Consider the following 20,798-nt stretch of genomic DNA (forward strand, 5'->3'; position numbering starts at 1 on the left):
AATTTGCATGTAACATAGGTTCGAAGCGCGCCCTTGCCAAGGCTAGCATTCGACTTCAGCTCAATTCTTGTTAATCTGGTTTACAGGATAGCGCTTGTAAGCCGGTATTTTGAGCATCGTAGCAACGCATTGCGCCAATAATTGGTCGTATCCTACGAGAATATTGTCAAACAAGCCAACATAACGCTCGATTATCAATCCTTCAGGCAATTTACCGTGATCATCGAAGACAGGACTGTGCCTGACGCCGTTCATGACAATAGCCGGGCTCGACTGGGCTGACGGACCGTGAACATTGTCCATCCGGCTTTTCAATTCAGCAAGTCCCTGCACGCCGCAAGCATCAATGATGACAGAGCGCTTTCCGGCATTGGTCAATCTATAGCGTCCGTCCCAGATCACGGACATTCCCGGCTCAACGGTCAGCACAGGAATTGAACGCATTTCGCGATAGAGCAAAGTATTTTCTGGTCTCGTTTCAATGATGCAACGCCCGATCGAGAGCTTGCTATGCGTGTGAGCCTCTTCGATAAATTTCAGTGCTTTTCTGCATGATGTTGCAGAGGGCAAAAAAGGTTGGCCTCCCATGATAGCAAGCAGCACGCCAACAGCCAATTCTTGCACTTCCGGCTTCTGCTGATACCAATTTTCCCGGTTGATCTGCGCCTTGATGCCGCCCAATACCGTTACGCAGCTCGGCAATGCCGTCGTTACCTCCGCGTTGAGATTCAGCCGCTTTGATGCCTTGTGCTTGATTTTTGATTGAAGTTCGTCGAGATCATTTTCCTGAATGCTTTTTCGAACCCGGACACGTTCATATTTAAGACTATCGTTCGAGGGGTCGTCTTTCCACGTCACTCCAAGCATCCGCAGATAATCTCGAAGCTCTTCACGGCGCATGTTCAACAGCGGTCGCACCAGCCACACTTCGCGCTCCAGCAAGGTCGCAAGCGCCATGCCTGCCTGCCCACGCTCGCTGCTATCAGCAACGCTGCGATCAGAGCGCATCAGGAATGTTTCAACCTGATCATCAAGCGTATGGCCCGTGAGGATTATCCCTGCTCCGGCATCGCGCGCTGCATCACACAGAAGCTTGTAACGTATCTCACGCGCCTTGGCAGAAAGGCCCGTGTCTGGTTTTTGTCCGTGCCATGGCAATATCCGATGGGAAATTCCTGCTTTTTGGCAAAGTTCTCCGACATAATTTGCTTCATCGCGGGATTCTGGTCGAAGCCCATGATCAATTGTTACAGCTACGATTTCGGGAAAGGACGGCCGGGATTTACGATACTCGAGAAGCAGATGGAGCAACGCCAAAGAGTCACTGCCGCCGGAAACCGCAACGACGATCGATCGCGAGCCTTCAAAATCAATTGCCGAGAAGATGCCGTTCAGATCGATCGTTTTTTCAGCACTTGTTGGCAGCACGCTCATTCTTCACGCGCTCTTTGATCGCCGCCGAAATGTTTGGATATCTGGAAGTAACTGATGCAAATGTCGCGCAAGCCACATCATGATCTTTCATTTTTGCCAGCGTCATGCCTAGTTTGAGCAGATTCTCCGGACTTTTCTTTGAATCTGGAAATTGCTTGTGATTGTCCAGAAAAACCGATGCAGCCTGTTGGTAGCGGCCCTGTCCGAAAAGCGATTCTCCAAGCCAGTAGCGGGCGTCGGCATCAGCTGGATCATTGGGAAAGCGGTCGACATGGCTACGGAATGCAACCTCTGCGCTGCGATAATCGCCCGACAGGAAAAGTTGATAGGCCTGGCTGTACAGTGCTTTCGGATCATCGGTCTGCGGTAGAGCGGCGACAGTTGTGTTATCCGCCTGCTCAGGATCTTCGTTGCGCGTTCCACCGATTACGTTGCCATTGGCATCAAATTGAATCTGTCCGAGCGTTTGCGGCGGTACGCCAAACACCGAATTGTTGGAAGGATCAATCTGTGGGTCAATAGCAGCGGAATCGGTGGAGGCATCTGTCGATGCCTCCGTATTATGCGGCGCGCGGGGAGCTTCGGCGACCGTCCGGTCGCCCTTGCCGCCAGCGTCGGAACGCTTGCCCTTTTCAAGTTCCTGAAAGCGGAACTCATTATCGTCCTGAACTTTCCGCATTTGCTCTTGCATTTGCAGAAGCTGGAAGTTCAGTTCTTCGATTTTACCGGTCAGTTGCCTGATCTGCTCTTCCAACTGGCTGACACGAGGATCACCCGCTTGTGCCATGAGAACAGGCGCATCCATAGCGCCGACCGTCGCCTTGGGAGCTGGCGGAAAAACCCCGCCGCCTCCACTGGCCGCGTGGCTCGCGCCGGTTGCCAGTAATGGCACCAGCGTCATCGCCACTACAAAACTCTTCAATCGTTTGTTCATTCCTTTACCGCCCCTGATATGGGAATTTAACACTGCAACCTTTTGCAGCAGCCCTATCTATCATGAGCAAGGCGACTTCGGCCAAATTTTGTTTCAACATGTTATAAAATACAAAAAGCGGCCCTAAAGCCGCTTTTTATCAACATTTAACAGTAGGCTTAGCTGCCAGCGCCACCGAGAACGGTGATTGCACGACGGTTCTGCGACCAGCAGGATTCCGAATCGCAAACCGCGACAGGGCGTTCATTACCGTAGGACAGTGTCTTGATGCGCTGGGCTGGAACTCCGCGCGCCGCCAGGAAGTTGCGGGTAGCGGCTGCACGGCGCTGGCCAAGGGCCAGATTGTATTCGCGAGTGCCGCGCTCGTCGGCGTGACCTTCAACAGTGATTGCATAGTTAGGATAACGCTGCAGCCATTGCGCCTGCTTTGACAGGGTCTGCTGAGCATCAGCACGGATAACTGACGAGTCAACGTCAAAGAAAATACGGTCGCCAACGTTAACTGTGAAGTCCTGCGTCGAACCGGGCGTTGCAGCGCCGGCACCCAGGCCGAGGTCGCCGGCACTGTTGACTGGCTTCTTTGCGCAACCCGCGATAGCGAGCGACAGGAAGAGGGCGACGAAAACTGGACTGCGAGCGATCATTTCGAAGCGGCGCATGAGCCTGAACTCCTTGAGAATTGGATTTGTTTCGGTGAACAAGCAGTAACCATATTGAGGTTAAGACCAATTCAAGAAACAGGGTTAATCCACTCTTAACATCAGGATTAACGGCGAAACTTAATGGTTGTGCCGCATCCTTAATGCAAGGAATGCGGCGGAAAAACGACATTCCCGGCGATGTTGGAAAACAACGCCGGGAATCGCCTTAATTCATCAAAACAGGTGCCTTTATTCCAGCAATGGCGACCAAGCCGGGTCAGAAGCCAGATTTGGAGTCTGGATTTGCCGCAAGTTGCGTCCTGTCAGATCGACGGTCATGAGATGCGGGCTGTTTGAGCCGGGAGGCATGCGGAAGAACATCAGCACGCGACCGTTTGGCGCCCATGTAGGACCTTCATCATGATAACCGCTTGTCAGAATACGCTCGCCGGAACCATCGGTTTTCATCACACCGATGGAAAATTGTCCGCCGGATTGTTTGGTGAAGGAAATAAGATCACCGCGAGGAGACCAGACCGGGGTTGAATAAGAACCGTCGCCAAATGAGATACGCTGCGGATTGGAGCCATCGGCGCCCATCTTATAAATCTGCGGGCGTCCGCCGCGATCAGACTCGAACACGACCTGCGTTCCATCTGGCGAGTAGGATGCGCCGGTATCGATTGCAGAAGTACTCGTCAGACGTGTCGTCGTGCGGCTGCGCAGATCCATCGCATAAACATTGGCACTGCCGTCTTCCTGCAGAAGACTCATCACAACCTTTTGCCCATCTGGCGAGAAGCGCGGCGCAATCGTCATGCCGGGGAAATTTCCGACAAGTTCGCGCTGGCCGGTCTCAAGCTGCAACAGGTAAATCTGCGGCTTGCCACCTTCATAGGACATATAAGTGATTTCCTGACGGCTCGGTGAGAAGCGCGGTGTCAGAACGAGGTCCTTGCCATTGGTCAGGTAGCGCACATTCGCGCCATCCTGATCCATGATTCCAAGACGCTTGATGCGTTTTTCCTTGGTGCCGGATTCATCAACGAACACGATGCGCGTATCAAAATAGCCCTTTTCACCTGTCAACCGCTCATAGATTGCGTCAGCAATAATATGGGCAACACGGCGCCAGCTGTCAGGGGAGGTAAAAAACTGCTGACCTTCAAGCTGTTGGCCAGCAAATGTATCCCAAAGCCGGAACTCTGCCTTCAGCCTGCCATCACCTTGCTTGGTCACGCGGCCGGTGACCAGTGCTTGCGCATTGATAACCTTCCAGTCTTCAAAACGGGGCGCAGCATCTGGATTGGATATCTTCTCAATGAAAGCTCCCTTGTCGACCGGGGCAAACAATCCTGAGCGTTCAAGGTCGGCAGCGATAACACCAGAGATTTGAGCGCCAAGCTGATCGCCAGACAAGAAGTCGGTGATAGCAATGGGCAATGGCTCAACAGTGCCTTTGGTAATATCAATTACAACTTCTGCACGCGCTGGCAGCATGACTGTCGTTGCCAGTGCGAAAAACGCAACAAAAGCGGGGAGGATAACACGGAACATTTTCATCATAACTTAGGGGCCCTCATCTGGCTGGCCAATTGGCGTCAGAACATATCGCGTGGATCGAAATTCACGGTTACTTCTGACCAGGTGTCGTATTTATCTTGCGGCAAGGAATACGGAGCACAGCGCAAAACGGCACGGCGAGCACTTTCGATCGCAGCGCGTTGAACGGTCGAATTTCCAGAACCACTTACTTCAGGGGTGCCTTCAACCTCCCCTGACTGTGTCAACTTCATCTTGACCGTGACTCGTAAACCTTCAGCATCTTCCGCACCAGCTGGGATATTCCAGCATTTTTGAATAGCCCCTTTCAACGCCTCCATTTCACTAACGCTCAGCTTGGCGCCCGTACTCGGACTGCTTGAGCCAAGCGAAGCTTGATCCGTTGAGCGTTTTGCCCCACCACCAGATGCTTTCTGAGCATTCAGCAATGCTGCAACCTCATCAGCAATGCCCTTATCTTTGGATGGCGTCGAGGCAGTCTGTGTCTGCTTAGGTTTTTCGACCGGTTCCTTGCGATCAGGCGTCTTGGCAGTCTGCGCAGGAGGCGTGGGCTTCGCCTGTGGCGTTGCAACCTTTTCCGGCAATTTGAACTCTTCTTCGGCAGGCTTTTCGGCTTGCGGAGCAGGTTCAGCCTTTGGCGTTTCAGCGGGTGCTGGCTCAGGCTTTATGTCGTTGATCGCTTCGGCAACAGGGTCAGGCTTGACCTCCTGCTTGGGCTCCGGCTCTGGCTTCACTTCTGTAGCGGGTACAGGTGTTGGCTTCGGCTCAGGCTTTACTTCCGGTTTCGGTTCAGGCTGAGGCTCCGGCTTGTCTACCGGTGTTTCCGAAGGCTTTGGTGCCTCTGCAGCTTCAACTAGCTTTGGTTTGGTTTCAGGCGTTGGCTTAGTGTCTGAATCAACCTCGCTGTCACCGAGATTTTGTGCGTCGGGAATCGTTTGCGGCTTTTGTGTCGGCTTTGGTGCCGGTTTCTCGTTCTTTTCGGCCTTTTTGTCCCCCTGCTGCAACTCAGTAACATCGGACACAATGTCAATGGGCATGGATTCCGAGTTAGCCATATCCATCGGGGTTGGCGCAGAAAACGACAATAGACCCCAGCCGAGCAAAGCGGCGTGGATTATTGCTGAAGATGTGATGCTGCCCCGCATAATGGATTAGTTACCTTCCGGCAGACTTACGAGACCGATGTTCTTGAAACCCGAACCCGATATCTGTGCCATAACCTTCATGATCGTACCGTAGTCAGCAGCCTTGTCGCCCTTGACGAAAATGCGTTCTTTATAGCCTGTCTTGGCGATTGCCTGCAGTTTGGGCACGATTTCTTCAAGAGGAATTTCTGTTTCCTGGAGATAGATCTGACCTTGCTGGTTGATCGTTACATAGATCGGATCCGCTTCGCTATTCAGCGTCTGCGCCGATGTTTCCGGCATATCGATCGGCACACCAACGGTCATCATCGGTGCGGTTACCATGAAGATGATCAACAGCACGAGCATGACGTCGACCAGCGGTGTCACGTTGATCTCGCTCATCACGCCCTTGCTGTGCCGACCGCGACGGCGGCGACTACCACCAGAACCATTATTTCCTATAGACATGCCCATGGCATCAATTCTCGCAATTGCTGTATCTGTTGCGCAGGCTTATGTACGCGGCAGTTTCTCATCGATTTGCCGCGATAGTATGGCGGAAAACTCATCGGCGAAGCCTTCCATGCGGGCGGTCAATTTACCGGCATCACTTGAAAGCTTATTGTAGGCAATAACCGCAGGAATAGCGGCGACAAGACCAATTGCCGTCGCCAAAAGCGCCTCAGCAATACCCGGTGCGACGACCGCCAAACTTGTCGACTTTGAGCCCGCAATACCCATGAACGATGTCATGATACCGATCACAGTTCCGAACAGACCAATGAATGGACCGGCAGAACCGATGGTAGCGAGCGAAGTCAGGCGGGCAGCGAGATAATCGCTTTCGCGGGCAAGTGCCACATCCATCGCCTTGTCGATACGCATCTGCAAAGCAATGGGTGAGCGGGCGCCCTTTTCGAACGACTTCTTCCATTCGCGCATCGCAGCGATGAAAATAGCGCCCATTCCCGTTGTGCGCTTATCGCCAAGATTGCGATAGAGTTCCTCAAGCGATTGGCCGGACCAGAAAACCTGCTCGAAGCGGTCAAATGCACGTTTGGCCCGCCCAAAGCCGAGACTCTTGTCGAGAATGATACCCCAGGTCCAGATTGATGCACCCAGCAATCCCACCATCACGAGCTTGACGATAAAACCTGCCTGCCAGAACAATCCCCAGAGGGAAACATCTGTATGAACGGCAACGGCTGTTAGATCTTCCATATTTATCCTCGAATCCGAAAACCCGGCTTGTTGACCGGGGCACAATCGTTTCAATCCAGATGAGCCACGTTTAAAAACCGGATTTATTTCCAGTAACCTTAACGCGGCTTCTTTACGTTAATTTTGGTAAAACGAAGGCGTTAACGCCAAACGCCCCGTTTCATAGCCTTATTCATGATTTGTTATGGTTAAGGATCAGTTATGATTCATGGGACTGATCAATATAAATGGCAATATCTTATGTCCGCGGATTGAAAAGCTTGACCCACTCTGCCGGAAATCTTCGCGGACGACCTGCATTATTGACCATCGCTGCCTCGACAACAGCCGAGATGAGCAAATCACCGTTGCGTTTTATAGCCTGATGCATTTCCACCCGCGCTCCCGATATGGCGGCAGTGTGAGTTTCAACCGTTAATACATCGTCGATGCGGGCGGGCGATCTGAAATCGATTTCCATCCGGCGAACGATCCAGACGAGATTTTCACCGAGTTTTCCTTCGGCAAGTTCCGTATGGTGTACCCCCAGCAAGCGCAGATAATCCGTGCGACCGCGTTCCAGAAACTCCAGATAACGCGCGTGATAGACGACACCTGAGAAATCCGTATCGGCATAATAGACCCGGGCCTCAAGCCTGTGCCCCTCATCTGTCAGCGCGCCAGCCAACCCGCTCATCAGTCGTCATCCTGAAAAAGCGCGATCTGCTGCTGAACAATGTCGACAGGCGCGGTCAATCCCAGATGTTTCCAGGCATTCACGGTCAATACCCGTCCGCGCGGCGTGCGTTGGAGAAAGCCCTGTTGGATCATGTAGGGCTCAATGATATCTTCAATAGCGTCACGCGGCTCTGAAAGCCCAGCGGCTATTGTTTCAATTCCCACCGGCCCGCCACCAAAATTATGGGCAATCATCGCCAGATAGCGTCGGTCCAGCTGGTCAAGGCCAAGCCTGTCGACTTCCAGCCTTAATAGCGCCGAGTCGGCAGTTTCACGGTCGATCTTGTCTTTACCATCGACAATGGCGAAGTCCCTCACCCGGCGAAGCAAGCGTCCGGCAATGCGCGGTGTCCCGCGTGAACGCCGGGCAACTTCCAGTGCGCCATCATCCGTCATGCCGATTCCCATGATACGCGCACCGCGACGCACAATGTGCTCCAGCTCCTCAACGGTATAGAAATTCAGCCGGACGGGAATCCCAAAACGATCACGCAAAGGCGTTGTCAGCAAGCCAAGCCGGGTGGTCGCGGCAACAAGTGTAAATTTTGCAAGATCAATCTTCACGGATCGGGCCGCTGGTCCCTCGCCAATAATCAGATCGAGCTGATAATCTTCCATAGCAGGATAGAGGATTTCCTCGACGGCAGGATTCAACCGATGGATTTCATCAATGAAAAGAACGTCATTTTCTTCCAGATTGGTCAGGAGCGCGGCAAGATCGCCTGCCTTGGCGATCACTGGTCCGGAGGTCGAGCGGAAATTGACGCCAAGTTCTTTGGCCATGATCTGCGCCAATGTTGTTTTGCCGAGACCGGGAGGGCCAACAAAGAGCACATGATCCAGCGCTTCACCGCGCGACTTGGCAGCTTCGATGAATACTTTCAAATTGGCGCGCGCCGCTGCCTGACCCACAAAGTCGGCAAGGGTTTGCGGGCGCAGCGAAGTATCAAGATCTTCCCCGCGCTTTTCCGGTGTTATCAGACGGCTTGCATCACTCATGCGCCTGTCCTCGCATAGACTGCACGTTCAGACAATGCATCACCGTGACAGCTCTTTCAGCCCCAACCGTATCAATTTCGCCGAATCCGCATCCTCGCCGGCATTTTTTAACGCGGCGGCAATGGCATTGGCAGCCTGGTCGCGTGAATAGCCAAGATTGGTCAGCGCTGAAACAGCATCTGTAACTGGCGCAGGGGCGACGCCCTCACCCAGTTCCTGTTTGAGCCCGATGGTTCCCATTGCTTCACCCGCAAAGGCGGGAGCTTTGTTCTTCAGCTCCGTCACGATTCGCTCGGCAACACGCTTGCCGACGCCGGGGGCTCTTGAAACCATCGCGATGTCACGCAGCGCGATCGCGTTGGCAAGATCAGATGGCGTCAGAGTGCCGAGTACACTCAAAGCAACCTTGGCACCAATTCCCTGAACGCTCTGCAAGAGCCGAAACCACTCGCGCTCGAGAGCGGTTCCAAAGCCGAACAAGCGGATAAGGTCTTCACGCACATAGGTTTCAATCAGGAGCACAACCGCTTCACCAGCCGCCGGGAGATTGGACAAAGTGCGCATTGAGCAAAATACAACATAACCAACACCGTGCACGTCGACGATCACGTGATCTTCGCCAATTTCGTCTACAGTACCCTTGAGTTTACCAATCATGCCATTGCCGCCAATTTTTGTTCGATCAAAAGACGGCCGATTGCGCTCTGTCGGTGATGTGCATGGCAAATGGCGACGGCTATAGCATCGGCCGCATCATCCGTATCGAACATTGCCTTCGGCATCAAAACCTTGACCATCATATGAATTTGCTTCTTCTCGCCATGGCCGACACCGATGACGGCTTTCTTGACAGCGTTGGGAGCGTATTCCGCAACCTTCAGTCCTGCAAGCGCGGGAACGAGAAGAGCAATCCCTCGTGCCTGCCCCAGTTTCAGCGTAGCAGTCGCGTCCTTGTTGACGAAAGTGTGCTCGACAGCCGACTCGTGCGGTTTCTGATCGTGGATGACACCGGCAAGCCCATCATGCAACTGGCAAAGCCGGGAGGCGAGATCAAGTTTCGCATCGGACAAAATCGTCCCGGAAGCAACGAAACGCAGCGAATTACCCAGCGTTTCAATGATGCCCCAGCCTGTGCGGCGGAGGCCGGGATCAATACCGATGATGCGAATCGCTTCTTTCATTGCCAAACCTTATCTGCGTGTCATTTAACATGACAGCACAAAGGTGAACAAAAGCGAAACAAACGTTGGAAAAATTATCGATGCCCGAAAGCAGTTGCCAAAAGGCTGATCTGATCCGACACGGGATTCGTCGACATGAAGCGATCATGCTCAATGCCCGCTCCGTCATTGTAGATTTCATCATCCATCTGGCGAACGCGCGCTTGCAGCCTCAATGAACGATGAACAATATCGCAGTAGGAAAGCGGAATCTCATCCCAGCCCTCCACTGTTTCAGGTGCCGAATCCGTATCAAGCCGAACCTTGGCTTTTTCTGACATGACTTGTTCAAGCGTCATCTCGCCACTGCGCGACGCCCTTTGCAGCAAAAGCCACGAAGCGACCTGCATCAAGCGTGTCGTCAAGCGCATCGATTCGGCAGCGTAAAGCGTGGCTGCGGTCCGTGAAAGCCGACGCGCGGCCTCGCGACCCTCGCCGTCAAGATAGGCCGCCGCCTCCTCAACAAGGTTCATTCCTTCATCGTAGATGTGATTGAAACTTTCGGAGCGAACCATACGATCTGCAAGCCGGATCGTGTTGTCTGCCTTGAATTCCTGTTCACCCATCATATGCCCTGTCATCTAAAATATGCGCTGCCGCAATCCGCTATTTTCGTCAAAGCAGTAGCCCCTTACTGAAGGAGGAGCCGGAACAGCACAACGGTCGGCGGGCAGTAATCCCCGCAACCTGCCCGTATGTGCACAGTGACGCAAGTTTATCCTTAATAAAGGGTTAACGGCAGGGCGATCAGCGAATGGACAGAGGATATAAACATAAAAAAAGAGCCGCAAAAACGAGGCGGCTCTCAGGAGTCTAACAGGGAGGCGTCAAACAAAGTGGCCAAACCACTTGGTAAGAATCCAGAAAACTGGATGACTTATTTATAGATTGTAATGCTTAACGAGTGGTTAACCTGAACAAGTCGAGAAAATTTGCCTAAAAAGCTGCATTCGTTCCTGCTGGTTACAGATCACCTATTTCACGTGCCCTTTTGCGCAATTCAAACTTTTGGATTTTGCCGGTTGATGTCTTGGGTATTTCCTCAAACACCACATGCCTGGGACATTTATAGCCCGCCAGCAACCCTTTACAATGAGCCATCAACTGCTCAGCAGTCGCTGTATATCCCTGTTTCATTTCGACAAAAGCCAAGGGTGTTTCGCCCCACTTTTCATCAAGTCGGGCCACTACGGCACAGGCACCCACACCCGGAAATTTATAGAGCGCGTCTTCTACTTCTATGGAGGAAATATTCTCTCCGCCCGAGATAATGATGTCCTTGGAACGATCCTTAAGTTGAATATACCCATCCGGATAGGTCACGCCCAAATCGCCCGAATGAAACCATCCGCCCGCAAAGGCTTCATCGCTTGCTTGGCGATTTTTCAAATAACCTTTCATAACGATATTGCCGCGAAACATGACCTCGCCAATAGTTTCGCCATCTGCCGGCATTGGCTCCATGGTTTCCGGATCGAGCACTGCAAGGTTCTCCAGCGCTGTATAACGGACCCCTTGCCGGGATTTCTTGACAGCCTGTGACGACGGAGAAAGCAGGTTCCATTCATCCTGCCACTCATTCACCACCGCAGGACCATAGGTCTCCGTAAGCCCATAAAGATGCGTCACTTCAAACCCTGCCTCTGCCATACCGGCCAGTATGGATTCAGGCGGCGAAGCTGCCGCGGTGTTAAACGAAACCGTCTGGGGGAATGTCCTTTTATCGCTCTCGGCGGCATTGATTAAGGTCGACATGACAATGGGTGCGCCACAAAGATGCGTGACGCCATAATCGGCAATCGCATCGTAAATCGGTTTTGCCCTGACCCAGCGAAGACAGACATGGGTCCCGAACTGCAACGCCAACGTCCAGGGGAAGCACCAGCCGTTGCAATGAAACATTGGCAACGTCCAGAGATAAACGGGATAACGCCCGAGCCCTGAGGCAACAATATTGCCATAACCCATCAAGGCTGCGCCGCGATGATGATATACCACACCCTTGGGATTGCCCGTGGTGCCGGATGTATAATTGAGCGTTATTGCATCCCACTCATCATCAGGCATCGACCAGAGATAGTCCGGATCGCCGCTTTGAACGAAAGCCTCATAGTCCAGTTCGCCAATCCTGGGTCCCTGTGCATGAGGCGCATCCTCGGCGTATTCCGTATCCACGAAATCAATGACAATCGGCTTAACCTTCGCCAGCTTGAGCGCTTCGTTGAATACCTTTGAAAACTCGGTATCGACAATCGCGATCTTCGTTTCCGCATGGTCGAGTTGAAAAGCAATAATAGCCGGATCCAGCCGCGTGTTCAGTGAGTGCAATACGGCTTTTGTCATGGGCACGCCAAAATGTGCTTCAAGCATAGGCGGCGTGTTGGAGAGCATCACCGTAATGGTGTCACCTTTACCGATGCCCTTTTGGGCTAAGGCGGAAGCAAGTTGGCGCGTCCGTCGATAAAAAGTGCCGTAATCAGTCTTTTGCGAGCCATGAATTATGGCAGTTCTGCCAGGATAAACACGCGCCGCACGTTCCAGGTAGGAAAGCGGCGTCAACGGCTGATGGTTTGCCAGGTTGCGATCCAGATCCTGCTCGAAAATATTGCCCATACAGGTCGCCTCCCACAACGATGAAGCCATCTTAACTTAGCTTTGTCGGCGGGGGCTAGAGCCTTTCCTGCTTAAATAGAAGCAGTTCCGTTTCTATTTAAGCAGGAAAGGCTCTAGTGGTCACGCTCGCAACAACAAAATTACGAGCGCGATCTGATTGGGCTTGGCTGCTTATGTCGCAGCCTTCAAAGTGGTCACGGCCATGGTTTTTCCGACCAGCGCAGGTTTTGCCGGACTCGGTTTTTGAACCGGACGCCCGCCCCAACCAATGCGGGGCAACCATTCCAGATAATAGGCAAGGGCAAATTGGGCCATGATACCACTGGCGACCAGCAATGTGTCATCCAGCAGCCCACCTGGGTTCATGACCTTGACGACCTGGGCAACCATGGCAAGGATCGTCCCTGCCACAAACACTGGCAGTGAATGTTTACCCAGGATCGCTAGTGGATGATCCTGCGAGGTGCGTGCAAGATTGGAAAGCGCAGGCACCGAGACGATCACATAAGCAAGCGCCAGAACATGAGCCAAGCGGGTCAGAGACAAGAATGTCTTGTCAAAGCCTGTCAGAACCATGGGCAGTCCAAGCGACGTATCTACGCCCCAAAGCGGCCAGCGCACCCAAACCAGCGCGATCAGAATATAAGCGATCGACAGACCAAACAGATATTTGTTGAAGGCAATGGTGCCGCCACGACGAACATGCATGACACCCGCAATACCAATGACGAACAGGAATTGCCACGACAGCGGATTGAGGAACCACACGCCATCCGTCGGATAGTTTGGTGGTGCGATCTGATAGATACCTGAAACCAGCCACAGCACGCCCGAAACACCAATCATGGCGCTCAGACTGACGCTGCCAATTGCCAAGAACAATGGCAGCATCAAAAGCAGCACGCCATACATGGAAAGAATATTATTATAGCCTAGCTGATGGCCCATCGTTGCCAGCCCGATCAGCGCCTTTGCCGGCTGATCCATCAGCGGTCCGATATTGATAAAGGACATGAATTCAGGACGCTTCAAATAAAGACCTGCGGCACAGAAAACGGTGAGCGTCGCTATCGTCGTCAGAATATGTGTGCTGTAGAGCGTGGCCGCGCGCCGCCAAGCCTTCAATGTCATAAGCATGCGATTACCCGGCTCGAATTTGGAGCCATAAGCCAAACCAACCGCGATACCTGAAATCAGAACAAACGCCTCTGCGGAATCGGAGAATCCCAGATTCTTATGCGTCAAATGTTCGAAAATAGTGCCCGGAATGTGATTGACGAAAATGGTCAGCAGCGCCAAAGCCCGAAAGACGTCAATGCGGGTATCCCGCTGTTTTGTCAGGGACTGTGTCATGAAATTCACCATTTCCTATCAATACTATGCAAGCATTGCGTTCCCGGCCTCGTTGGGAACGACTCATTTGGGCAGTTGCGATTTGATAATGCCTAGGTAAGGCAAAAGTTGCGGCAGCGCCGATCAACTTTGGTTCACGAATATAACAACGAGGCAATTCCGTCGTATGTTAACTTGAGCCCCATCAGCAAAATCATCCCGTACATGAAGGGGTAAAACACCTCCGGCCGCATGCGTTTGACGATCCATGCTCCCGCAAAAGTCGCCAGTGGCGCGAGCGGCATGAGAACCGCCGATGCTTCAAGATTCGTCGCATCAAATTGCCCAAGCGCGAAATATGGTATGACTTTCACCGCATTCACGACAGCGAAGAAAATCACGCTGGTACCATTATAAACCTTGGGATCCTGACGCAGAGGGAGAGCGTAAACCTGATAGGGCGGCCCCCCGGCATGAGCGACAAAACTTGTGAACCCGGCTATGGCTGACCAGAAAGTCGCTGCTATCGTATTGTGAGGCTGCGCCTTGGCTCGCCGTTCAGCGCTGGCAAAAACATATCGCGCAAAAAAGATGATCGCGACCAGGCCGACGATAAGTTTAACCATGTCGTCAGTTACGACAGAGGCCGTCAGCCAGCCGATTCCAATGCCAAGCAAGCCGCCTGGCAGCATCAGCTTGAGCGTTTTAGCATCGCTGTGGCCGCGCCATGACCAGAGGCTGGCAACATCCATGACGATCAGTATGGGCAACATGATTGCTGCGGCCTGAACCGGCGGCATGACCAAAGCCATGAGCGGCACGCCCACTTGCCCCATAGCGCCACCAAGACCGCCTTTTGACAATCCTATGAGAATAGTCGCAGGCACGGCAGCGGCATAGAACCAAGGGTTCAATAAAAGATCGGACATGGCAGGAAGACCCGTAGAGAGGAGATTTGTCTTAATCCTGATCGCAGATATTGAGAAATGCTTTCTCCGGAAAATCACCGAAAAAAATCAACTTGCCGTTTTCAGAAACCGCGCAGGGTCTGTTCAAAGCACACACCATCCTTTATGCCCGAATTCGATCATGATTTAACAGTTAAAGAAGAACGATAGTCGGGGTAACAGATGAACAGCGAACCGAATCTAAAGCGTTGCCGTATTGTTCTGGTTGCGCCCAATGCAGCCAGTGTCAACGAGCTTGTAGCAAAACTCGGCGCGGCGCTGAGTGGCGGTGACGTGGCTTCGGTGCTGTTGCCTCCCTATGAAATGGACGAAACCACATTCCAGAATTTGGCCGAGGCTGCGGTTCCACTGATTCAGGAATCGGGAGCGGCTGCCATTATTGTTGGCAACACCCAGATTGCGGGCCGGGTCAAAGCTGATGGGTTGCATTTTGAAGGCCCCGTTGCCGAGCTTGCCGACACTATTACGCGGCTTTCGCCCAAGATGATCGTTGGGACAGGCAACATCAAAAACCGGCACACCGCGCTTGAAATTGGCGAGGCAGCTCCGGATTATGTGCTTTTCGGTAAAATTGGTGCCGACAATAAACCGGAAGCGCATCCGCGAAATATTGATTTGGCTGATTGGTGGGCGTCGATGGTGGAAATCCCCTGCATCATCCAGGCGGGGAATACGCTGGAAAGCATCCCGGATGCAGTTGCCACGCGCGCCGAATTTATTGCTTTGGGTGCCGCGATATTCGACGGTGCGGACCCTGCCGCAGCGATTAAAGAGGCCAATCGCCTGCTTGACGAGCACGCACCCGCATTTGAAGACGGAAACTGATGAAAGCGAAGCAGGACTGATGGAATTGAAGCGTGTTGCTCTCTTAAGTTTTTTTTCGGCAGCTTTGATGGCAGTGCTGGCAGGCTCTGGTTTTGCGCAGCAAACGCCTGACACATCGCCATCCATCACCAGCCCCGCTCAAAATCCAACCGACCCTGCACCTGCACAGCTTGAATCACCCGATACAACTCCCAAGCAAGATAAGCCCAAACCTTTGGGCGCTCCCGTTACCGAACCAATTAATCCCACCCGTTTTGGTAAAGGCGCCGAAGACGAAGCTTTTGGCGCTTATCAACGCGGGCTTTACAAGACCGCCTATAATCTGGCGATGCCGCGTGCCGAAGCTGGCGATGCGACAGCGCAGGTACTCGTTGCAGATATTCTCGCCAGAGGCTTGGGTGTTCCCGCCAGTCTTGCTGAATCGGCAAAATGGTATGCCAAGGCGGCCGAGCAGGGCCAACCGGAAGCGCAATTTCGCTACGCAGGCATTCTGCTTGAAGGCAAATATGCAACTAAAGATCCCGTCAAAGCCAAGGAACTAATGAAAGCGGCAGCCAATGCGGGCAATGCCGCAGCGCAGTTCAATCTTGGACAGATTCTCATGCAGGAGCATCCGGGCGAAACCGGGCTGGACAATGCCTATCCGTGGTTCCTGCAGGCCGCAGAAAAGGGCCTCGCTGATGGCGAGTATGCCGTCAGCCAGATTTTAGCCAATGGTACAGTCAAGATTCAACGCGATGAGCCTAAAGCGCGCCAATATCTGATAAAGGCTGCCATTAAGGGTTATGATACCGCCCAGATGGACCTTGGAACATGGCTTGTGGAAGGGCGCGGCGGCAAACGCGACTATAAGTCCGGTTTCGGCTGGATGCTTCGTGCTGCGGTGGGAGGCAATGTTGCCGCACAGGCACGGCTTGCAAAACTATATCGCGATGGCTTGGGCGTGGAAGGCGACAGCATCAAGGCAGCAGCATGGTACATCGTGGCACGACGTGCCGGACTGAACGATCCTGATCTGAATTCTTTCATGGATGGGCTGGATGACGATCAGATGAAAGCAGCAATTACCGAGGCAAATAAGCTCCGTTAGTAGCTGTTTTTGCGCTTTCGCTTGCCTATTGCGCGAATTTGTGGTCTTGGAGCGCCATTATTGGACGCCGCTTTTCATGTTGGCGCCAACTCTCAACTTCAATCCGGATAGACAAATGAAAATCAACGGTAATGAAATCCGTCCTGGCAATGTGATTGAACATGATGGCGGACTTTGGGTCGCGGTCAGAACAAACCATGTCAAACCCGGCAAAGGCGGCGCCTATAATCAGGTAGAGCTGAAGAACCTGATCAATGGCACAAAGTTGAACGAGCGTTTCCGTTCCGCTGAAACAGTTGAAAAAGTTCGCCTTGAACAGAAGGACTTCTCCTTCCTTTACGAACAGGGCGATGCCCTGGTCTTCATGGACACAGCCAGCTACGAACAACTGGAACTGCAGAAAGATTTCGTTGGCGACCGCGCCGCTTTCCTTCAGGATGGCATGATGGTTACCGTCGAGCTTTATGATGAGCGCCCGATTGGTATTTCCCTGCCAGATTATGTCACGCTTGAAATCACGGAAGCTGATCCTGTCGTCAAGGGCCAGACCGCTGCGTCCTCTTATAAGCCTGCTGTCCTCGAAAACGGAATTCGCGTTCTTGTGCCGCCATTCATTTCGTCCGGTGAACGTATCATCGTCGACACCAATGAACTGACATATGTTCGTCGGGCTGACTAAGACCCGGACACAAGCGGCAGCACATTGAAAGTGTGTTGCCGCACTCATTCTATACTACGGAGAAATAAGTCGAATGGCGCGTTCAGCGATACTCAATGTGATGGTTCAGGCTGCAATGAAGGCAGGCCGGTCGCTCGCTCGTGATTTTGGCGAAGTTCAGAATTTGCAGGTATCTCTTAAAGGCCCCGGCGATTATGTTAGTCAGGCCGATAGGAAAGCCGAAGAAATCATCTATGCCGAGCTGAAGCGTGCCCGCCCCGATTATAGTTTCCTGATGGAAGAAACCGGCGCGGTCGAAGGCACTGACGGACAGCATCGCTGGTTGGTTGATCCATTGGACGGCACCACAAATTTCCTGCATGGCATCCCGATGTTCGCCGTTTCAATCGCGCTTGAACGTCAGGGCCAGATCGTTGCCGGCGTGATCTTCAATCCAGCCATGGATGAGCTTTATACCGCAGAACGTGGCGGTGGAGCATTCCTCAATGATCGCCGGCTGCGCGTTTCGGGACGCACAAAACTTGTGGACTCCATCATCGGCACAGGTGTTCCTCATCTTGGCCGTGGCGACCACGGCAACTACCTGCTCCAATTGCGCAACATCATGGGTGAAGTTTCGGGCGTTCGCCGGATGGGCGCTGCTGCACTTGACCTCGCCTATGTAGCCGCCGGACGTTTTGACGGCTTCTGGGAGGACGGCTTGAACCCTTGGGATATCGGCGCAGGCATCATCATGATCCGGGAAGCTGGCGGCTATGTGACCGACCTTAATGGCGGTCAGGATGTAGTTGAGAGCAAAGCGATCGTGGCTGGCAATGAAGCAGTCCAGAAGGCACTGGTAAAAGCCCTCAAGAAGCCCATCTGATCCGAACCACCGCCTGCGTCACTCGAATGGAATTTATTGTTCCATCGTTGCCCTATTGCGTCTTTCAATTGCAGCGCATTTTCGGTTAGGGTTCGCAGAAATCGATTTGGCACGCGCTTGAAGCGCGCAGCCAACCGAACCGCGGAGACGATATGATGGCTGATTTCAGTTCGACCCGCCAAGGGCTGGACCACGATGATTACGATCCCTACCGGCTTTCAAGCCCAAGGTTCGTTCTTTTGTCGATGGCGATTTTCTTGGTCATCGTTGCATTTCTGGGCGCCATCCTCTTTCGCCAAATATCCGGGTTTTTCACCACCAATCCCGGCTTGAATGGTCTCATCATCGGCGTGCTCGTTGTCGGCATCCTTCTAGGCTTCGGTCAGGTCATCCGTCTGTTTCCCGAGGTGCGGTGGGTCAATTCATTCCGGCGCGGCAATGTTGATCCGGATGCACGACCTGTCATGCTGGCGCCAATGCGCGCGCTGATCGGCCGGCGTCAATCCATGGCTCTTTCAACAAGCGCCATGAGTTCAATGCTTGACTCCATTGCAGCCCGGTTGGACGAAACGCGGGATATTTCGCGCTATCTCATTGGGCTTCTGGTTTTTCTCGGTCTGCTCGGTACATTCTGGGGTTTGCTGGAAACGATCGGTTCTATTGGAACAACCATTCAGTCTCTCGACCCGCGCGCGGGCGACGCCAATAGTGTTCTGGATTCCTTGAAGGCTGGTCTTGAGTCGCCGCTACGCGGCATGGGCACAGCATTTTCCTCATCCCTCTTCGGTCTTTCCGGCTCATTGATCCTTGGTTTTCTCGACCTTCAGGCCGGACGCGCCCAGAACCGTTTCTATACCGAGCTGGAGAACTGGCTTTCCAGCGTCACTGATCTCGGTTCCGACCTGCACGCAATTGATGCGGTGAACAGCGGGACATCCGACGAATTGCGCGCCCTTTCCGAGCGCTTGCAAAACATCCAGGAAACCGGCGGTTCAAGTCAGCGAACGACGGCTGCGTTGGCCAGCCTTGCCGAAGGTATTCAGGGCCTCGTCAAAAACATGCGGGCAGAACAACAAATCATGCGCGATTGGGTTGAGAAACAAGCCGACGAGCAAAAAGCCATCCGCAAGACGCTCGATAAGCTCGGCGATTCTATCGAACGCAACAAGGCAAGCTGACGATGGGTCTTGGTCGCAAACGCCGCCCCATCCGTCATGTGGATTATTGGCCGGGCTTCGTTGACGCTTTGTCGACGCTTTTGCTCTCCATCATGTTTCTGCTGTCGGTCTTTGTTCTGGCTCAATTTCTCTTGAGTCAGGAAATTACGGGCAAGGACGCGGTACTCAACCGGCTCAATTCTCAGATCAATGAATTGACGCAGTTGCTTTCGCTTGAGCAAGGCAATAAGCAGGATCTGGAAGACACGATCGCAAATCTGCAGGCATCCTTGACCAATGCGCAAAGCGAGCAATCGCGTCTGCAATCATTATTGTCGCAAGGTGCTGGTGCCGGTGCCGCGGCAGAAGGCAAGATCAACGAACTGTCGACCGGGCTGGAGAATGAAAAACAGATCAGCGCCCGCGCACTGTCCCAGGTGGAATTGCTCAATCAGCAAATTTCGGCCCTTCGCAGACAAATCGGTGCGCTCGAAGAAGCACTGAACGCCTCTGAATCGCGTGATAAAGAGTCTAATGCGAAGATCGCTGATCTCGGCAAACGGCTCAATGTTGCCTTGGCACAGCGTGTACAGGAGTTGAATCGCTATCGTTCTGACTTCTTTGGACGGTTACGCGAAATCTTGTCGGATCGTGAGAATATTCGCATTGTTGGCGATCGTTTTGTTTTCCAATCCGAAGTGCTGTTCCCCTCGGGCGCTGCTATCTTGAACCCCGCCGGTTCGGAAGAAATGAAGAAACTGGCGTTGGCGCTGATCGATCTGCAAAAGGAAATTCCCGACGATATCAATTGGGTCCTGCGTGTGGATGGTCACACGGACGATATTGCATTGTCCGGCACAGGCCAGTTCAAGGACAATTGGGAGCTTTCTTCGGCACGCGCAATTTCAGTGGTAAAATTTCTGATCGCGAATGGCGTACCTGCAAACAGGCTTGTAGCAGCCGGTTTTGGCGAATTCCAACCGCTTGAGCCGGGAGAGACACCTGAAGTACGCGCAAAGAACCGCCGTATCGAACTGAAACTGACTGAGCGTTAAATCCCGAACAGGGTAGCCAACAACGCCAGAACGGCTGGGAGAGCCTGTACATAGAGTATTTTTCGGCCGACTGTTGCCGCGCCGAAAAGACCCGCAACGACCACGCAGCCAAGAAAGAATATCTTGATTGCAAAACCATCTTCGCCGAGCCACAGCCCCCAAACAAGTCCAGCAACCAGAAAGCCGTTGTAAAGCCCCTGATTCATCGCCAACGCTTTGGAGGCGGTAGCAAACTCCTGTTTAAGGCGAAATGTTTTTAAACCCAGCGGCTTGTCCCAAGCAACCATTTCCAAATACATGAAATAGATATGAAGCAGCGCCACCAGCGCGATCAGAATATTGGCAATCATCACTCATC

The 20,798-nt window shown here is 53.0% G+C and carries 22 protein-coding genes; 6 read left to right on the plus strand and 16 right to left on the minus strand.

All coding sequences use genetic code 11. The annotated features are described in order from the left end of the window. Window positions 1–60: 60 nt before the first annotated feature. The 15 genes from tilS to V9K95_RS21070 all read right to left on the minus strand — a co-directional run bounded on the left by tilS (window position 61) and on the right by V9K95_RS21070 (window position 14,730). Entirely contained in the window at window positions 61–1,434 is a 1,374-nt protein-coding gene (tilS, locus tag V9K95_RS21000; protein WP_336442073.1) for a tRNA lysidine(34) synthetase TilS, read from the minus strand. Beyond that, on the minus strand, window positions 1,409–2,368 hold the full coding sequence (gene ybgF / locus V9K95_RS21005; protein WP_307280659.1) for a tol-pal system protein YbgF: 960 nt from the start codon (window positions 2,366–2,368) through the stop codon (window positions 1,409–1,411). Before ybgF ends, tilS begins: the two co-directional genes overlap by 26 nt. Before the next feature lie 158 nt (window positions 2,369–2,526). After that, window positions 2,527–3,027 carry a peptidoglycan-associated lipoprotein Pal gene (gene pal / locus V9K95_RS21010; RefSeq protein WP_115054218.1) on the minus strand — a complete coding sequence of 167 codons (501 nt, stop codon included), beginning with the start codon at window positions 3,025–3,027 and terminating at the stop codon, window positions 2,527–2,529. A gap of 231 nt (window positions 3,028–3,258) precedes the next feature. Beyond that, complete coding sequence (gene tolB / locus V9K95_RS21015; RefSeq protein ID WP_336442116.1) at window positions 3,259–4,566, minus strand: Tol-Pal system beta propeller repeat protein TolB; 1,308 nt, start codon at window positions 4,564–4,566, stop codon at window positions 3,259–3,261. Between the two features lie 44 nt (window positions 4,567–4,610). After that, window positions 4,611–5,717, minus strand: a complete 1,107-nt coding sequence (locus V9K95_RS21020) for a hypothetical protein (protein ID WP_336442072.1) — start codon at window positions 5,715–5,717, stop codon at window positions 4,611–4,613. A 6-nt stretch (window positions 5,718–5,723) separates the two neighbouring features. Then, window positions 5,724–6,173: a protein TolR gene (gene tolR / locus V9K95_RS21025; RefSeq protein ID WP_115054215.1), complete on the minus strand. Its 450-nt coding sequence runs from the start codon at window positions 6,171–6,173 to the stop codon at window positions 5,724–5,726. A 39-nt stretch (window positions 6,174–6,212) separates the two neighbouring features. Next, the gene (gene tolQ / locus V9K95_RS21030) at window positions 6,213–6,920 is read right to left on the minus strand and encodes a protein TolQ (protein ID WP_008128090.1); all 708 of its coding nucleotides are present in this window, start codon (window positions 6,918–6,920) and stop codon (window positions 6,213–6,215) included. Between the two features lie 238 nt (window positions 6,921–7,158). Continuing rightward, a complete protein-coding gene (gene ybgC, locus V9K95_RS21035) occupies window positions 7,159–7,596 on the minus strand; it encodes a tol-pal system-associated acyl-CoA thioesterase (RefSeq protein ID WP_115054214.1) in 438 nt (145 codons plus the stop codon). Continuing rightward, window positions 7,596–8,636 carry a Holliday junction branch migration DNA helicase RuvB gene (ruvB, locus tag V9K95_RS21040; protein WP_336442071.1) on the minus strand — a complete coding sequence of 347 codons (1,041 nt, stop codon included), beginning with the start codon at window positions 8,634–8,636 and terminating at the stop codon, window positions 7,596–7,598. The genes ybgC and ruvB overlap by 1 nt, the downstream gene beginning before the upstream one ends. Window positions 8,637–8,675: 39 nt before the next feature. Beyond that, window positions 8,676–9,293: a Holliday junction branch migration protein RuvA gene (gene ruvA, locus V9K95_RS21045; protein WP_115054212.1), complete on the minus strand. Its 618-nt coding sequence runs from the start codon at window positions 9,291–9,293 to the stop codon at window positions 8,676–8,678. Then, the gene (gene ruvC, locus V9K95_RS21050) at window positions 9,290–9,817 is read right to left on the minus strand and encodes a crossover junction endodeoxyribonuclease RuvC (protein WP_115054211.1); all 528 of its coding nucleotides are present in this window, start codon (window positions 9,815–9,817) and stop codon (window positions 9,290–9,292) included. Before ruvC ends, ruvA begins: the two co-directional genes overlap by 4 nt. 74 nt (window positions 9,818–9,891) lie before the next feature. Then, the gene (gene rcdA / locus V9K95_RS21055) at window positions 9,892–10,425 is read right to left on the minus strand and encodes a protease adaptor protein RcdA (protein WP_370878838.1); all 534 of its coding nucleotides are present in this window, start codon (window positions 10,423–10,425) and stop codon (window positions 9,892–9,894) included. Between the two features lie 394 nt (window positions 10,426–10,819). Beyond that, the gene (locus tag V9K95_RS21060; protein WP_336442070.1) at window positions 10,820–12,469 is read right to left on the minus strand and encodes an acyl-CoA synthetase; all 1,650 of its coding nucleotides are present in this window, start codon (window positions 12,467–12,469) and stop codon (window positions 10,820–10,822) included. A gap of 171 nt (window positions 12,470–12,640) precedes the next feature. Further along, entirely contained in the window at window positions 12,641–13,822 is a 1,182-nt protein-coding gene (locus V9K95_RS21065) for an OpgC family protein (RefSeq protein ID WP_336442069.1), read from the minus strand. A gap of 134 nt (window positions 13,823–13,956) precedes the next feature. Next, on the minus strand, window positions 13,957–14,730 hold the full coding sequence (locus tag V9K95_RS21070) for a TSUP family transporter (protein ID WP_115054208.1): 774 nt from the start codon (window positions 14,728–14,730) through the stop codon (window positions 13,957–13,959). Between the two features lie 201 nt (window positions 14,731–14,931). Between V9K95_RS21070 and V9K95_RS21075 the strand changes: the two genes are divergently transcribed. From V9K95_RS21075 to V9K95_RS21100, 6 genes are all read left to right on the plus strand, one after another. After that, window positions 14,932–15,594 carry a thiamine phosphate synthase gene (locus V9K95_RS21075; RefSeq protein WP_115054207.1) on the plus strand — a complete coding sequence of 221 codons (663 nt, stop codon included), beginning with the start codon at window positions 14,932–14,934 and terminating at the stop codon, window positions 15,592–15,594. Between the two features lie 19 nt (window positions 15,595–15,613). Further along, window positions 15,614–16,684, plus strand: a complete 1,071-nt coding sequence (locus tag V9K95_RS21080; protein WP_115054274.1) for a tetratricopeptide repeat protein — start codon at window positions 15,614–15,616, stop codon at window positions 16,682–16,684. A gap of 115 nt (window positions 16,685–16,799) precedes the next feature. Beyond that, window positions 16,800–17,363: an elongation factor P gene (gene efp, locus V9K95_RS21085; protein WP_115054206.1), complete on the plus strand. Its 564-nt coding sequence runs from the start codon at window positions 16,800–16,802 to the stop codon at window positions 17,361–17,363. Window positions 17,364–17,436: 73 nt separating this feature from the next. Beyond that, a complete protein-coding gene (locus V9K95_RS21090; RefSeq protein ID WP_115054205.1) occupies window positions 17,437–18,228 on the plus strand; it encodes an inositol monophosphatase family protein in 792 nt (263 codons plus the stop codon). A gap of 155 nt (window positions 18,229–18,383) precedes the next feature. Further along, window positions 18,384–19,406 carry a MotA/TolQ/ExbB proton channel family protein gene (locus V9K95_RS21095; protein ID WP_115054273.1) on the plus strand — a complete coding sequence of 341 codons (1,023 nt, stop codon included), beginning with the start codon at window positions 18,384–18,386 and terminating at the stop codon, window positions 19,404–19,406. A gap of 2 nt (window positions 19,407–19,408) precedes the next feature. After that, window positions 19,409–20,440, plus strand: a complete 1,032-nt coding sequence (locus V9K95_RS21100) for a peptidoglycan -binding protein (RefSeq protein WP_115054204.1) — start codon at window positions 19,409–19,411, stop codon at window positions 20,438–20,440. On the opposite strand, the gene V9K95_RS21105 is transcribed toward V9K95_RS21100, so the two are convergent. Continuing rightward, complete coding sequence (locus V9K95_RS21105) at window positions 20,437–20,790, minus strand: DUF1304 family protein (RefSeq protein WP_115054203.1); 354 nt, start codon at window positions 20,788–20,790, stop codon at window positions 20,437–20,439. The genes V9K95_RS21100 and V9K95_RS21105 overlap by 4 nt on opposite strands. Window positions 20,791–20,798: the final 8 nt, after the last annotated feature.

The organism is Phyllobacterium sp. CCNWLW183, assembly GCF_037203775.1.
In the GTDB taxonomy this organism is placed as follows: domain Bacteria; phylum Pseudomonadota; class Alphaproteobacteria; order Rhizobiales; family Rhizobiaceae; genus Phyllobacterium; species Phyllobacterium ifriqiyense.